General features: G+C 40.6%; 18 protein-coding genes and 1 pseudogene. 6 read left to right on the top strand and 13 right to left on the bottom strand.

Annotated features, from left to right (window positions below; all coding sequences use genetic code 11):
- Positions 1 to 122: 122 nt before the first annotated feature.
- The 3 genes and pseudogenes from GQR42_RS03305 to GQR42_RS03295 form a co-directional block, all read right to left on the bottom strand.
- Positions 123 to 1,019: a hypothetical protein gene (locus tag GQR42_RS03305; protein ID WP_158198895.1), complete on the bottom strand. Its 897-nt coding sequence runs from the start codon at positions 1,017 to 1,019 to the stop codon at positions 123 to 125.
- Positions 961 to 2,412, bottom strand: a complete 1,452-nt coding sequence (locus GQR42_RS03300; protein WP_158198894.1) for an AAA family ATPase — start codon at positions 2,410 to 2,412, stop codon at positions 961 to 963. The genes GQR42_RS03305 and GQR42_RS03300 overlap by 59 nt, the downstream gene beginning before the upstream one ends.
- 211 nt (positions 2,413 to 2,623) lie before the next feature.
- Positions 2,624 to 2,896, bottom strand: a pseudogene (locus GQR42_RS03295) (adenylosuccinate lyase); the annotation flags it as partial.
- 327 nt (positions 2,897 to 3,223) lie between these two features.
- Here GQR42_RS03295 and GQR42_RS03290 point away from each other — a divergent pair.
- The 4 genes from GQR42_RS03290 to GQR42_RS03275 all read left to right on the top strand — a co-directional run bounded on the left by GQR42_RS03290 (position 3,224) and on the right by GQR42_RS03275 (position 5,397).
- Complete coding sequence (locus GQR42_RS03290; RefSeq protein ID WP_158198893.1) at positions 3,224 to 4,063, top strand: hypothetical protein; 840 nt, start codon at positions 3,224 to 3,226, stop codon at positions 4,061 to 4,063.
- A gap of 82 nt (positions 4,064 to 4,145) precedes the next feature.
- Positions 4,146 to 4,448: a HigA family addiction module antitoxin gene (locus GQR42_RS03285; RefSeq protein ID WP_158202362.1), complete on the top strand. Its 303-nt coding sequence runs from the start codon at positions 4,146 to 4,148 to the stop codon at positions 4,446 to 4,448.
- A gap of 12 nt (positions 4,449 to 4,460) precedes the next feature.
- Positions 4,461 to 4,670, top strand: coding sequence for an antitoxin (locus GQR42_RS03280; RefSeq protein ID WP_158198892.1), 210 nt, complete (start codon positions 4,461 to 4,463; stop codon positions 4,668 to 4,670).
- Positions 4,671 to 4,875: 205 nt separating this feature from the next.
- A complete protein-coding gene (locus GQR42_RS03275) occupies positions 4,876 to 5,397 on the top strand; it encodes a hypothetical protein (RefSeq protein WP_158198891.1) in 522 nt (173 codons plus the stop codon).
- 70 nt (positions 5,398 to 5,467) lie between these two features.
- Here the strand turns inward: GQR42_RS03275 and GQR42_RS03270 are convergent, their stop codons facing one another.
- The 9 genes from GQR42_RS03270 to GQR42_RS03235 all read right to left on the bottom strand — a co-directional run bounded on the left by GQR42_RS03270 (position 5,468) and on the right by GQR42_RS03235 (position 11,975).
- Positions 5,468 to 6,334 carry a GUN4 domain-containing protein gene (locus GQR42_RS03270; protein WP_233271249.1) on the bottom strand — a complete coding sequence of 289 codons (867 nt, stop codon included), beginning with the start codon at positions 6,332 to 6,334 and terminating at the stop codon, positions 5,468 to 5,470.
- On the bottom strand, positions 6,261 to 6,728 hold the full coding sequence (locus GQR42_RS28290; RefSeq protein ID WP_233271248.1) for a trypsin-like peptidase domain-containing protein: 468 nt from the start codon (positions 6,726 to 6,728) through the stop codon (positions 6,261 to 6,263). Before GQR42_RS28290 ends, GQR42_RS03270 begins: the two co-directional genes overlap by 74 nt.
- Entirely contained in the window at positions 6,725 to 7,294 is a 570-nt protein-coding gene (locus tag GQR42_RS03265; RefSeq protein WP_158198890.1) for a COP23 domain-containing protein, read from the bottom strand. Before GQR42_RS03265 ends, GQR42_RS28290 begins: the two co-directional genes overlap by 4 nt.
- Positions 7,295 to 7,434: 140 nt before the next feature.
- A complete protein-coding gene (locus tag GQR42_RS03260; RefSeq protein ID WP_158198889.1) occupies positions 7,435 to 7,773 on the bottom strand; it encodes a HepT-like ribonuclease domain-containing protein in 339 nt (112 codons plus the stop codon).
- Positions 7,745 to 8,077, bottom strand: a complete 333-nt coding sequence (locus GQR42_RS03255) for a nucleotidyltransferase family protein (RefSeq protein WP_158198888.1) — start codon at positions 8,075 to 8,077, stop codon at positions 7,745 to 7,747. The genes GQR42_RS03260 and GQR42_RS03255 overlap by 29 nt, the downstream gene beginning before the upstream one ends.
- Positions 8,078 to 8,151: 74 nt before the next feature.
- Positions 8,152 to 9,447 carry an adenylosuccinate lyase gene (gene purB / locus GQR42_RS03250; protein ID WP_158202361.1) on the bottom strand — a complete coding sequence of 432 codons (1,296 nt, stop codon included), beginning with the start codon at positions 9,445 to 9,447 and terminating at the stop codon, positions 8,152 to 8,154.
- Between the two features lie 103 nt (positions 9,448 to 9,550).
- Positions 9,551 to 10,885, bottom strand: a complete 1,335-nt coding sequence (locus tag GQR42_RS03245) for an FAD-binding oxidoreductase (RefSeq protein ID WP_158198887.1) — start codon at positions 10,883 to 10,885, stop codon at positions 9,551 to 9,553.
- A 353-nt stretch (positions 10,886 to 11,238) separates the two neighbouring features.
- Positions 11,239 to 11,358 (bottom strand): photosystem II protein Y, encoded by a 120-nt coding sequence (locus GQR42_RS03240; protein WP_002747397.1) that lies wholly within the window; start codon positions 11,356 to 11,358, stop codon positions 11,239 to 11,241.
- A gap of 65 nt (positions 11,359 to 11,423) precedes the next feature.
- Positions 11,424 to 11,975: a gamma carbonic anhydrase family protein gene (locus GQR42_RS03235; RefSeq protein WP_002757960.1), complete on the bottom strand. Its 552-nt coding sequence runs from the start codon at positions 11,973 to 11,975 to the stop codon at positions 11,424 to 11,426.
- A gap of 108 nt (positions 11,976 to 12,083) precedes the next feature.
- Here GQR42_RS03235 and GQR42_RS03230 point away from each other — a divergent pair, with 108 nt between their 5' ends.
- Together GQR42_RS03230 and GQR42_RS03225 are read left to right on the top strand one after the other, a co-directional pair.
- The gene (locus tag GQR42_RS03230) at positions 12,084 to 12,599 is read left to right on the top strand and encodes a TIGR02652 family protein (protein ID WP_158202360.1); all 516 of its coding nucleotides are present in this window, start codon (positions 12,084 to 12,086) and stop codon (positions 12,597 to 12,599) included.
- Between the two features lie 16 nt (positions 12,600 to 12,615).
- On the top strand, positions 12,616 to 13,050 hold the full coding sequence (locus tag GQR42_RS03225; RefSeq protein WP_158198886.1) for a VOC family protein: 435 nt from the start codon (positions 12,616 to 12,618) through the stop codon (positions 13,048 to 13,050).
- Here the strand turns inward: GQR42_RS03225 and GQR42_RS03220 are convergent.
- Positions 13,047 to 13,715: a hypothetical protein gene (locus GQR42_RS03220; RefSeq protein WP_158198885.1), complete on the bottom strand. Its 669-nt coding sequence runs from the start codon at positions 13,713 to 13,715 to the stop codon at positions 13,047 to 13,049. The genes GQR42_RS03225 and GQR42_RS03220 overlap by 4 nt on opposite strands.
- Between the last annotated feature and the right edge of the window lie 144 nt (positions 13,716 to 13,859).

Here is a 13,859-nt window from a genome sequence, read left to right as displayed (position 1 = left end):
GCTCGGATTCGGCAACAGTAGTGGTCGCTTCGGTTCCTTAGCCGACCGCACCAAAACCTCAAGTTTGTAAAGTTTATTGCGGAGCCATTTATATATAGATTTCTCTACACCACTTTTTTATACTAACTATTGATTAGGCGACTTACCATCTCTACCATTCGATATATGTTTAAATTTTTAATCTCTTCCTGAATTTGATCGATTGAACTTTGAGAATCATCACTACAGTAAGCCAATTGAACTTTCTTTCCCTGCGGATCGGTTAATAGGGTGATCCAGTCTCGATCGCTCGACACCTGATAATCTATATAGATGCCTTGTCTATTTTTGGCGGGAGTGAATTTACATGAATAATAGTTATCCTGTTTACGTTTGTCCAATGCTTGTCTAGCTAACAAGTTTTCGATTAACAAACAATCAGATTCTTGATGTTGCTCGTCGTGAATATAATTTATTTTGCTTAAATCCGCTTTACTATAAGTCTTGGAAACATAAGGATAAAGCTCCGCTTTAAAATTATACTGGATAGGTAAAATAATAAATCCTTTCTCCGCTTCCTCTTCGATCGCCTTTTGAGGAATATTGGCATTATAGGGAGTTAATAGGATAGCTTGTAATTTATATTTGAGTTTCGTGGTGGCATGAGCGGCAATTTCTTTTTTTAAAATATCTCTAAAGTTTATAATTTGGTCAATGGTTTTTGTGGAATTTTTCATCTCGATAATCGTCAGCAGAAGTAAGCCATTCTGAATAAAAAGAGATAAATAATCAGGTCTTTTCTGATTTTGATCTCTAACGAGAGGATCCTTCTGACGATCAGTTTTAAATAAAATACAAACAGAATTTTCTTCTGATTTGGTAATCCGAAAGCTGACACCGCTTTCGGGTGGAGCGATCCGATCGGGTACGGTACAGAAAATAAGCAAATTTTCTAAAAAGTTAAATTTTTGCCAATCGAGTTTATTCTTCTTCTGAGGAACATCCTTCTTCGGTTTCTTGGTTTTGTTGTCCTGCTTCATAAATTGCAAAAAACTTTTGTTGAATATCAACTGATACATCGCTGAGAGTATCCCAACGAATACCGTATTCAGGGTCGTGTAAAGAAAGTAATTGATTATTTTTCATTTCATAGGCGCTAACCTGTTCCATTTTAAGAAAAGCTCGGCTATCTTGCAGATAAAGCAATTTAGCTTGTTCGGCTAAAAGTTCTGGATTTTGGTGATTACCATTAACGATATTGTTAAGATGAGCCATCAAATAGGGGCTATGAGTCGTCAATAAAATTCTAACTCCTAAATTTACTAAAATCGCTAAAGATTCTAACAATTTTATCTGAGATTCTGGATGTAAGTTCATTTCAGGCTCATCGATCACCAGAAAATCCCCCGATTTTGCTCGATGGCGTAAATAGAGTAAAAGCGGGGCTAATTGTTTAATAGACGAGGAAGCATTATAAAGATCGATCTCTAAACTTCTTTTTACCGAAACTTTAATTTCTCTGCCTCCGAATTTCGTCTTTTTAAAGATTGTTTTATTGTTATTTTGAATATACTTTTCAATTTGATCAGCTAATTTTTGAAAATCATTTTTGTTTTTGGCAATGGGATCGGGCTTATTTTCTAGTTCTATGTCAGTTAAAAAATCTAAAAAATCCTCTACTGGTTGAGGATAGCGAATATCTCCCTGTTCTTTCAGTAACTCTAACTGTCTATCTTGATTAATACGTCCTTGTATCAATAGCTCTCTCTGATTCCCTTTAAGTAGCTTATATCTTCTATTGCCCAGCATTTTATAGGTATTTATAAAAGCGTTTCTTTCGGCGGGTAAAGGAAGTGCGTCGGAAAATGAAAATTTTACAACATTAGCAACAAAATTATGAAAAACTATGTATTTATAATTATCAATTTTATCTTCTTTTTCTGGATAAAATAAAATCTCATTATTGTTGTTCTTGCTTCGCTCGATTTTCTTGATTCCAAGTGAAGCTAATGACCCACGATATTCAATTGTATCCGCTAAAACTTTTTCTATAGCTGTTTTAATATCATCTTCGGAAATTTCGATACTGAATTTCGTTTTTTCAAAAATCTTGCCGCTAGAATCTTGGAAAAAAGATTGTAGTTTTATCCCGCTAAATTCAGATGCGGACTTTTGAACAATTTCGGATATAACATCATAAAAACGTCGGTCTATTTTTAAAGACCAATGATCGGCTTGATTTGTCAATTCTATTTTTTCTAAAATTTCACGAGAAAAATAAAAGCCGTCAAGCTGATTAATCCATAACCCATAAATCGAGTAGGCGATATAAGTTTTATTAGAATTATTCGGGCCAATAATAACGGTTAGAGGCCGAAGATCCACTTCTGCCTCTTTAATACTACCTAAATTCCAGAGTTTGATTTTCATCATAAAAACGAACACTCCGAATACAGACCCTTATTTTACCCGATTCGTACTCGCTTGCGCCGATTCTTTAGTTTTATCTTCAAACGCGACCTTGATCGAGAAACGAACAGCGATCGCTTTGTGAGAAAAGATCGATCGCTAACCGACAATCCAAAACGCTGTCATTACCTTTCTAAAGCAACAAGCTAGTGGTTAGCTGATCACTGAAAGCTCCTTAAATATCTAACCTTTGGTAGATGCTATTAAGATGATTTAGGTGCTGCTGGGGATCGAAGCAACTTTCGATCTCGTCGGGGGATAAAATACCAGTAACTCGCTCATCTTGGCTGATAAAAGCTTTAAAATTGCCGTTATCGCTGTTCCAAGCGCGATGGGCATTTTCTTGGACGATTTTATAAGCATATTCTCGGCTAATTCCCTTACTCACTAAAGTTAAAAGAACTCTTTGACTGAAAATCACGCCACCGTAAACATTCATATTCCGCTCCCCTCTCCTAGAAAGGGAGAAAGGAGTAGAATGTCTGCCACGAATAAAGAAAAATGGTAGAAGGTGCGTTCCCCCCCATTGCAGCAGGGAAAGCACCCGAAAAAATCTCATTATAATTATTATCGATATTGCAGTAACGTTATTATTCTCCTTGACGGCTGATTTATCCGATAAGATCAATGATTACACTGTAGTTATAATATTGTTACGGCGGATTCATGTTTGTTCTGGTAAATTCTCCACCCTGAAAGGTTTATCCAATAAGGAATTGGCTGTACCAGAGGAATAAAGTAACTGCTGTATGCCATCAACAACCGTCCTCAACTAATGATCCCTAAACTACGCCTTTCTAGGAAAAACAATCAGAAAAAAAGTCATCCATCCCAACAGCCCTCTGTAAATTCTACCACACCAGAGACAAAATCAAAACAATCGATCATTACAAGGATCGGTCAACTATTACCTTTCTGGACAAACAATCAGACAAAAAGTCATCAATCCGAACAACCCTCTATAAATTCTACCGAATCAGAGAAAAAAAACACGATCCCTTCATGGCTAATGAAATTCGGGCAAAAAAGTTTACTGATAGCGTTAGCGTTCGTGACTGCATCGGGTTCGGTTATAGTTACTTTTATCACTAATCCCGATAAGGTTCAACTTTGGCTAACTATGTTATTTCCAAAACCTGTTTCCTTCTCTTGCGAGGGGATCACTGTTCAAATCCCGCAGAATTGGCAACAACTTGGATGTCAATCTGTCGCAATTCCTGATGTTCCTGACGCTACCATCATTCCCAGAACTTTTCTCAGCAATGAAAGCAATTCTCCTAAAATACGCTTGATTATCGAAGAACTTTATGAAAACGATATTACTTTGCAAAAATTTTACCAGAAAGAAAAACAAAAAGCACAATCATCAATAAATAACAAGAAAAATACTTATTTTACAGGGAATAAAGAATTTCAATTCAAGGGTAATCAAGCTAACTACGAATTAGTTTATGAGGCAAACAATATTAAACGAAGAGATATTGGTTTTTTATACAGAAAAAAACAATATAAGATTCGTTATGAAGCCAGTACCCAAGACTTTAATAAGTATGAAAAGGAAGCGAAAGAGATAATCAATTCTTTGGAGTTAGATTCAGTTAAAGAAGCGAAATAGTCTATAATTAAAAGTTTTCGCTGTCAAGACACAGAAATCCTGTCATGTTGAAATTGTTGATGATTATTAAGGGAGGTTGATGATGAATAATTGGAAAAGCTCCATTCACCCCGTTGAAATTCTTGCGGATGAATTAGAAGAAATTGATCTTACTATCTCTCAGCTTGCCCAAAAAATTTATGTTTCGGAAGAAACTCTCTATCACATCGTACAGGGAAACGCGAATCTCACGGGAGATATTGCTTTAAAATTAGGACGTTTCTTTAATACTGGTGCTGAACTGTGGATGAATTTACAAAAGGCTTATGAATTGGATGTAGCCAGAGAAAATCTAGGCAATAGGCTAGAAGAAATCATTCCCTATCAACCTGTTTCTTCTTTATAGAGGATAATCCTGATGAAACGTGAATATGACCTTGCTAACATGAAAAGTCGTCCTAATCCTTTTTCTCAACAATTAAAGAAACAAGTCACCCTGACTTTAGGAATTGAAGTAATTGAGTATTTTGAGAAGAAAGCCAAGCAAAAGGGTATTTCTTATCAAGAGTTAATAGATTTATATCTTCAAGATTGTATGGAAAATCAAAGGGAGTTATCCTTTGATTAATGCCTCAAGTTGCTGAAGTTTTGGAGTTAGGTCTTAAAAGTTTATTTTTAACGATTATTACAAGCAATCCAGTCTATAAATTGATTGAATTCTCATCAAAATCATACGATTTACAGGAAAATGCTCCAAATATACCGATCTGTGCTATAATATGGGCTAAAATAACACCGTTCGTTTTTCTTCAGTGTGTCAGGAGTTACTTTTTATGGTTTACAGAACATCGGCTTTTCGTTTACTCGCTTTGGCATTATTGGTTCCGGGGGTTAGCGTGTCGGCATCTCAGGGAATGACAGAGGTAAGGGAAAGCCAAGTCAACGAGGGAATCAATGGTAGTAGAGACACGTTACTACTGGCACAACGAGGCAATGTTAATGAGAATAAATGGTTTGCGGGAGTTTTACAAAGTTGTACCCGTGCGGCTAAAAGCGTGAAATGTTCGGTGGTGATTAGAAGCACAGAAGATTTACGGGATGATGTGCTTTGCCAGTATGCAAATATGACTCGATTATTTGATATATACGGTAATGTTTATCCCTGCGCTCAAGTAGAGATTGGAAATCAAAAATCTGAAAATTATTTGAATTCGAGATTTCCTCAAGGAACACCAGTAAAAGTAATTCTAACATTTAATAATGTTTCCAATCAGGTTAACGAGTTTGATACGCTTGAGATTCATATCGAAGATTATGGATTTCTGAAATTCAAGAATATTAAACTTGCTGGATAAACGACTGTAATCGTAAGGATGCAGTTTATGTTCAATTTTCAAAATTGTTGAATTATTGAGGCAAAATGTTTCAATAATAATTCACACACTCCTGTATTTTACTATTTAAGATAGTTCCCCTACTTCCCCAAGTTATATTCGGATCTTTATATAAGATATCATCAAGAGGCGCGGGTAAACCGAAAGGACTTTTTCCTAATTCCCTGCCATAAACAAACCAAATCGGATAAAAACCATCATGAGGATTTTTTCGATTGTATAGGCTCTCGACGGAAAGGGTTGATATGTTTTGAATATTGTCAAACCATCCTAATCTCTTAGCGAATCTTGTATATTGATCAATGTTCGACACGATATCTTGTTGATGATATTCGCTATAAATTCTACTTTGCACCTCAAAACCGTACCTTTTTTTGGAGGCTTCACTCCACTTTCTATTTAGATACCTCAATGTTTCACATTCTAAATTCTTCACCTCAAAACTATTTAGATCGCCTGACTTATCTGAATCGCCTTTACTTAGTAAAATCTCCCAAGTTTTATCATTTGCTGCTCCCCATTTTTTAGCTGCTAGTAATTGCTCCAAAGTTTGATTGGGAGAGGGAAGAGGGGAAGATAATCTTTGAGAATTCCGAATCGCTTGCCACTGAGGATATAAATCAATAGGAATCGCTAAAGGTGAAGATTTATTCCCAGAAGCGTCTTTATCTGCTTCGACTAATATTCCGACTAATTCACCATTTTTATTGACAACCGCGCCGCCACTCATTCCGACTTCCGTTGCTACATCCATCTTCAGCGTCGCCCCCTTTTTCCCTTTTAGTAGAGCATCAGGAGGTAATCTATCAGTAAATTTACCCGGTTTAAGGGTGGAAGTAGATAGCCTTTCTGTAATCAGATAGGAAGGAAGCGGATAGCCAGAAACGGTTAGAATCATCGGTGGGTTGTAATTGCTGGCTATCTCCTATATTCGCCGTTCGATATTTAGCAGAACTTTGTATTGTAATCTCCGCTAGATCGTAATCGTCAATTTGCTTAATATTTTTCTCATTAATGATGTGGCTACCGATTATTTGCCGATTAGAAGGATTAAAAATTAAAACTTTATAGTTTCTCTTTTCTTGCACCACATGATATGCTGTTAGAATCGTGTAGAATTGTCCTTGCTGGCGAACGATTACCCCAGAACCTCCATCCTCTTTATAGCTTCCTTCTACATCAATTCTGACGGTAATCTCCTTTAATTGTGATTGATCCAACTGAGCGATCGCCACAGAAAAAGGTATCAATATTGAGACAATACCCAACCAAGCGAACCATCTTTTTATCATTGTCTTTCAGTCCTCGATCGCTCCACTTCTTCGATAAACTTCTTGACATGAATATAAACCTCTCGGTGAGTCTCTCCATAATAAAAACGAAACTCTCCCGTTAATTTTAAATCCGTCCGATAGCGAAGGGCTAACATTTTATCTAAAGCTCTCTCCGCGTTCTCCCCTCGCTTTAATTTAACGATAAGTTCTCTTTCGGTATCGCAAGCTTTATCTTTGGGTTCCTTGACAAAACAAATGATCGGATAATTATCACTAGATTTTCCCGTCCGTAAAAAAGAACGACTCCAAGTTTTATCGTCATATCTTGCTTGAATAATCTCAGAAACTTCCTTGCACCGCTCTAGAGGCTTTTCCTCCGCAACTTCCTCCACCCAATAAATAAATGGTACTAAATTCGCCGTTCCGTTCTGGATCATTGTCGTGGGAACTTTTTGCTTTGTGGAGGGATAGCTTTCTATTTGACAGGTAACTTTGGGTGATTCCGTTCGCCCTTGTTGTGGGGTGAAACCATTAGAAAGCATAACAACAAATGCCAAGGAGAAATAGCGCCAGAAAACATTCATCGCGGTTGTCGCAAGCGAGAAGTATATGCCGCGATTGTATCATAATCGGTAAGGTGCGTTCCCTGTAGTTGCAGCAAGAAACGCACCCGACAAAATCATTGAGTTCTCCCTATGCGATCGCTACTTCCGCCTAACAACCCTCAACGTTCAGGAGGAATTTGCCCCTTTAACTCCTCAATTAGTAATGGGAGCTGCGATTGAACCACATCCCAAACGATGTTGAGGTTGACATCATTATACTCATGTACCAACCGATTTCGCATTCCCTTGATTTCTTGCCAAGCAATGTTGGGCAAGTTCTGTCGGGTTGTTTGGGAAACTCGTCCGGCGGCTTCGGCAATCACCAAGAGCCGTCGAATTACTGAATCTTGAAGCTGCACATTAGCGACGAACTCAGCTTTCGAGCATTGAGCCGTGTAGATCATGACCAGTTCTGCGGATTGCAGCATATCAAGCAGGAATTGGGGATCCCGTTGCATAAATCACTTGAGCCGAAGAAAGGATTTGATTACGGCGTAGGTAGTTGCGACTGGTGGCAATGCCTTGGCGGGTAATCAGGTCAACATCTCGATCGAAAATGCTTTTTAGCTCTGCTTCCATTTGGTCTAGGGTGCTGAATGTGGGGTGAGCTTCTGGATGAAATTCCACCATAACATCAATGTCGCTGTCGGGGCGGAAGTCTTCGCGCAGGACGGAGCCGAATAGAGCAAATTCGGTTACTTGCCAGCGATCGCAAAACTGGGCAATTTTTTCCATCGGTAGGTCGATCGCGGTAATCGTCATGGCATTGTTACTCCCAAGGTTTCAAGTTGCCGATCGATCGGAAACGTGGCCGATAGCTGATAACTGAAAGCTCTTTAAATATCTAACCTTTGGTAGATGCTATTAAGATGATTTAGGTGCTGCTGGGGATCAAAGCAACTTTCGATCTCGTCGGGGGATAAAATACCAGTAACTCGCTCATCTTGGCTGATAAAAGCTTTAAAATTGCCGTTATCGCTGTTCCAAGCGCGATGGGCGTTTTCTTGGACGATTTTATAGGCAGATTCCCGGCTAATTCCCTTACTCACTAAAGTTAAAAGAACTCTTTGACTGAAAATCACGCCACCGTAAACATTCATATTCCGCTTCATGTTTTCGGGATATACCAGCAGATTTTTGACTAAATCGGTGATTTCCTTGAGCATAAAGTGGGTCAAAATGCAAACATCCGGCAGCATTACCCGTTCCACGGAACTATGGGAAATATCTCTTTCGTGCCAGAGGGCGATATTTTCTAAAGCGGAAACGCTATGACTACGGATAATTCTCGCCATTCCCGTTAAGCGTTCTGAACGGATGGGATTACGTTTATGGGGCATAGCGGAGGAGCCTTTTTGTCCTTTGGAAAAGTATTCCTCTACTTCTAGGACATCGGTTCTTTGCAGGTTGCGAATCTCCACGGCAAAACGTTCGATCGAAGCCGCTAATAAGGCTAATTGTTGCACATAATCGGCGTGTCGATCGCGAGAGATCACTTGAGTGGAAGCGGTATCCGGTTCTAATCCTAACTTCTGACAGGTTAACGCCTCAATTTTCGGGTCAATATTGGCATAGGTTCCCACTGCACCGGATATTTTACCGATGGCGATGTCTTGGCGCAAGCGAATTAAACGATCGCGTCCTCGCAGCACTTCCGCTAACCATCCCGCTAGTTTAAAGCCAAAGGTGATCGGTTCGGCGTGAATGCCGTGGGAACGTCCCACCATGACTGTATAACGGTGTTCTTGGGCGCGATAGCGCAGGGCTTGAATAAAATCTTCTAATTGTTCTAAAATCAGGTTTAAACTGGCGACTAATTGTAAAGACAGGGCAGTATCTAGTACATCAGAACTGGTTAAACCCCAATGAATATAACGCCCCGGCTCGCCCACATATTCGTTAACATTTGTTAAAAAGGCGATGACATCGTGGCGTACTTCTGCCTCTATTTCTAAAATGCGATCGGGATTAAAATTAGCCTTTGCCTTAATTTCTGCCACTGCATCTGCGGGAATATAGCCTAATTCTGCTTGCGCTTCACAGACGGCTATCTCTACCTCTAGCCATGTTTGATATTTATATCTATCCGTCCACAAATTCCCCATTGCAGGGAGAGTATAACGCTCGATCACTATTAATTCTTCCAAGACAACCGTTTAATTGTATCGGATCGGGGCAAGTCTGGGAATAGGCAAGGGGCAGCTTATCTTGCTTAATCTAGACTAAATCGAACTCCTACCCCCTTGCTTCAATCCATGCTCGCATTTTACCCGGATTGTTCAATCCGTAGGGATCGACGAGTTTTTTAAATTCTAGTTGCAGCGGATTAATCTGTCTGCTGCCGCCATCTTCCATGATATAAGTGTGAGGGTTGGCAATAGCTGCCCCCTGTTGTTCATAGATAGCAATAATCTCATTTAATCGAGTTTCTGTGGTAAATTCTAGCAAGGGAAGACCGGCGGGAATAACTTTACCTTGAAATTTCAAAAATTCTAGGTGCATCATTATTTCCTCCCCAAAATAATTATAGAGTTTCTCTACCGTGGCTAGATTAAAATAAAAAGCTTGTAGATAAGTTATCTTGGGGTTAAAACTACGCGCATGGAGAGTGGTATGATTCCAAGTAAATTCTAAGATACTATGGCCTTTTTGAGTTTCTTCTGGCGTTTTATAGTAAGTAAGTTCACCATTATATTCTTGAATTAAAGACTTTAAGGCGACTCGATCGCCTGCCGATACTATTAACAAAACTGCCGCTTTTCCCGTGGGTAAATAATCCTTAAGAGCAGTAAAATAAGCGGGAATTGGCCAGGAGTGAACACTAACCATTTTCTTGACAATACCATCACTATCACCGAGGGCTTGACTGAATTTAGCGGCGGTAATAAAATCGGTAAAAGTAACGATAAATTCTGCCCAAGGATAACAGGGAGCGAGGGCTATTTCTAACTCGGTAATAATGCCATTTGTTCCGTAGGCATGATTGACTTTTTCTACCTCATCCCCCCGTAGTTCGATAATTTTTGGTTCCGCTTCTAGGGTGACTAATTGCACTGCTTGCAGATTGCCCCTATCCTTCAATTGTCCATAATTAATTGAACCCATGCCCACACTGCCACCCCCGATAAAACCGCCAATTGTCGCCGTCCGATAGGTAGAGGGAGCCATTCTTAATTCCCAACCAATTGCGCGAGCTTGTTTATCAAAAAATGCCATTTTTACCCCCGCTTCTACTCGCGCTGTCCCCGGTTCGATCGAGATAATTTTTGTTAGTTTGGTCGTGTCTAAAATTACTCCTCCCCGCAAGGGAACACATTGACCATAATTACCTGTACCCGCACCTCTAACTGTTAAAGGAATTTGGTATTTAACGCAGGTTTTAGCGATGTCAATAACTTCTTGGCTATTCTGGGGACGAATGACTAAATCAGCCCGGTTATCTTGCAGTTGTGCCTCTAAAATGGGACTAAAATGATAATAATCTAGGGAAAGTTTCGCCACTTGCCCCGGATCGGTGATAATTTCCAGATGGGCAAGTTCTTGAATGAGATTTTGACAGTTAGATTTCATGGTTAAGTAGGGTTTGCTGAAAAAGTGTATTGGTGGGGTTAGGAGACAGGAGACAGGAGTCAGGAGTCAGGATTCAGGATTCAGGAGTCAGTATTCAGTATTCAGTATTCAGGAGTCAGGATTCAGGAGTCAGGAGATTATTTTTATTTGTTCTCTCCATACCCCAATTCATAATTCATAATTCATAATTCCCCCACTTCCCCATCACCCCACACCCCACACCCCACACCCTACATCCTACACCCCACACCCTACACCCCACACCCTACACCCCAAGCAGCGATCGCCTGATCAGGAAAAATTAAAAACCGATCGCCTAGGCGGTCGGTTTTACTAAGAAGTATAAACTTTTATTAACTTTGTTTGCTGAGAAACTGTTGAGCTTGTCTAATAGCGGCAGCGCCGATGTTGAAGACAGCCCAGCCACCAGCAATAAGCAAAGGGGTTAAAACGATTAACACTCTCCAGTCCATAGATTTCCTTCTCCTCGGTCAGTGCTTAAAAGATTGTTACTTGATTCTCATTTTATATTTATACCCTAATCCGCCCGTTTTGGGAATCCGGTATCAGTACCTTTTCCCCCATGAACGAGGGCAAGTTTAGCATAGCGCTCGGCGTGTTCGATCAACTCTTGAGCCTCCTGTGGCGACACTTCCCGGACGCGTTTAGCGGGAATACCCACCACTAAAGATCGCGGTGGTATATCTTTTGTCACAATACTACCCGCCCCGACAATACTACCCGCCCCGACGCGCACACCATCGAGAATCACTGCCCCAATGCCGATTAAACAACCGCGTTCAATATGGGCTGCGTGAATTACCGCCCGATGCCCGATGGTGACATAATCTTCAAGGATAGTAATTTTGCCCGGATCTCCGTGTAGGATTGCCCCATCTTGGATATTAGTATAAGCCCCAATTTCGATGCGTTCCACGTCGGCGCGCAATACCGCCCCATACCAAACACTCACCCCCACAGCTAGGGAAATATCGCCCATTACCGTGGCATTAGGGGCAATAAAAGCCGCTTGACTGACATCGACAAGCGGCCAGAAATTAGAAGTTGATCTTAAGTTATCTAAAGACATGAAAGAATCTACACTAGAGTCGAAAGAGAATACCCGTCCAATTTGGTTGGGTATAATATGGATAGGATTATTGGTACAAAGATAACAATTTTTAGCTTAGGTTCTTCCATGATCAATGCAAGTTTACAATACCCTGTTTTTGGCCCCGATATCCATTGTCCTCACTGTCGGCAGCTAATCCCCGCCCTCACTTTGACGGATACCTATTTGTGTCCGCGCCATGGGGCTTTTGAAGCCGATCCCAAAACGGGTGAGTTGGTTCACTTGCAGTCAGGACGGCATTGGCGACTCTGGAATGGTGAGTGGTATCGTCAACACACTCACCCGGATGGTATTCGTTTTGAGATTCACGAAGCACTCGATCGCCTCTATACTCAAGGATTCAAGGCGACTAAAGTAATTATTGCCAACCGTTATCGCGATTTAGTTAGTTCCTACCTAGAACGTAACACCGCTTGGCGGGGTAATGGACCGGGTGAAGCCGCTATTCCCCGTCTCTACGGTTTACCAGTAGAATTTAGCCCCGATGCTCCCGATGAACCCTGTTGGGATGTAATTAACTTTGATCTGGAAAAAGAACCGGGGGTTCCCAAACGTTACCCCTATTTTCGTCTTTTTGACTGATTACTGATCACTGAAAATGCACCATGCTTCTATTCGGACGGCTAATATCCATCGGGCGATCGCTTTTTATCAACTTCTCGGTTTTACCCTAGAGGAAAGATTCACCACGGGTTATACTTTGGCCTGTTGGCTAACCGGGTTAAACGGACGCATCGAATTAATCCAAATTCCTCAACCGAAACCTGCACCCGATGCCTTTAGTGATCAGCATTATGTCGGTTATTATCACTTGTCTTTTGACCTAACAGAAAATGTCAGCAATTTACCAGAATGGTTAGAAAAATTAACAAATAACTTTCAGCAAGCTCATCAAGAGGATGCTGATTTATATCAACCTTTAAATATTCTTTTGCCACCCCAACAACAGATGATCGGCGATCACGTCTATGAAGTCACTTTTATTGCCGATACAGACGGTTTACCCCTGGAATTTATCCGTCGTTTAACCTAAAAAGATTGTCCCACTTCTAAGACTTTTATTTGGCCGTTGCGAGACAAAATAACCTGTTGATTGCCAACTTCCACTAAAGTCCAACCGTTGATAAATTCCCCTGGAGAAATACGCGTAGTTATCCCCTTATTATCAAATAAAGCTGAAGATCGATCGCCTAAATCGATCACCCCCACCAGGGTATTTTTCACCTGATTATTGGTAGGAATAAGCGCTGCCACTGGCCGATTCACCTCGGGGGCAGCCGGTAATGGTGGCGCGGAAATATCGGGATTTGGGGGTGTAACCGGGACAATTTTGGCAGTAGTTTCAGGGGTTTGGGGATAAACGGGAACGTAAATTCTTTCTATTACCCTAGGAGTATTATTAACAGGTAAATTAGCGGGGGGTGGTGGTGGAACTGTGGCTACCGGAGAAGGGTTATTTTTCGGAGAAGGATAAGGATCGGGGGATGAAGTTGTACCTTGGCGATCGATAATAGTCAGAGATGATTGCAGATAGGCGATAAATTTTTGATCTTCCGGGGAAATCGTGCCATTTTGAGAGACAGGGGCATTTTTTTGACTGATTAGCCCTGCCACCACCCAACCCAGATAGACGCAAGCAATGACAAAAATAACTTGATCTAGGGGCATTCTGGGATTTTCTTCATCGCCCGCTGCCATATTGTTTGCACTCCTCGATCGCTGCTGTCGTTTCGATTCTAACAGGATAGCGCATCGCCAAAAACAATTTTTTAATTTATCAAAATGCCCCTAGGGGGGATATAGTAGAGAAAGAATGATGTATCTTAATATAAGTAAAGTTTT

The sequence above is a fragment of the Microcystis aeruginosa FD4 genome, from assembly GCF_009792235.1.
In the GTDB taxonomy this organism is placed as follows: Bacteria; Cyanobacteriota; Cyanobacteriia; order Cyanobacteriales; family Microcystaceae; genus Microcystis; species Microcystis viridis.
This window is presented reverse-complemented; position numbering and strand designations above follow the sequence as displayed.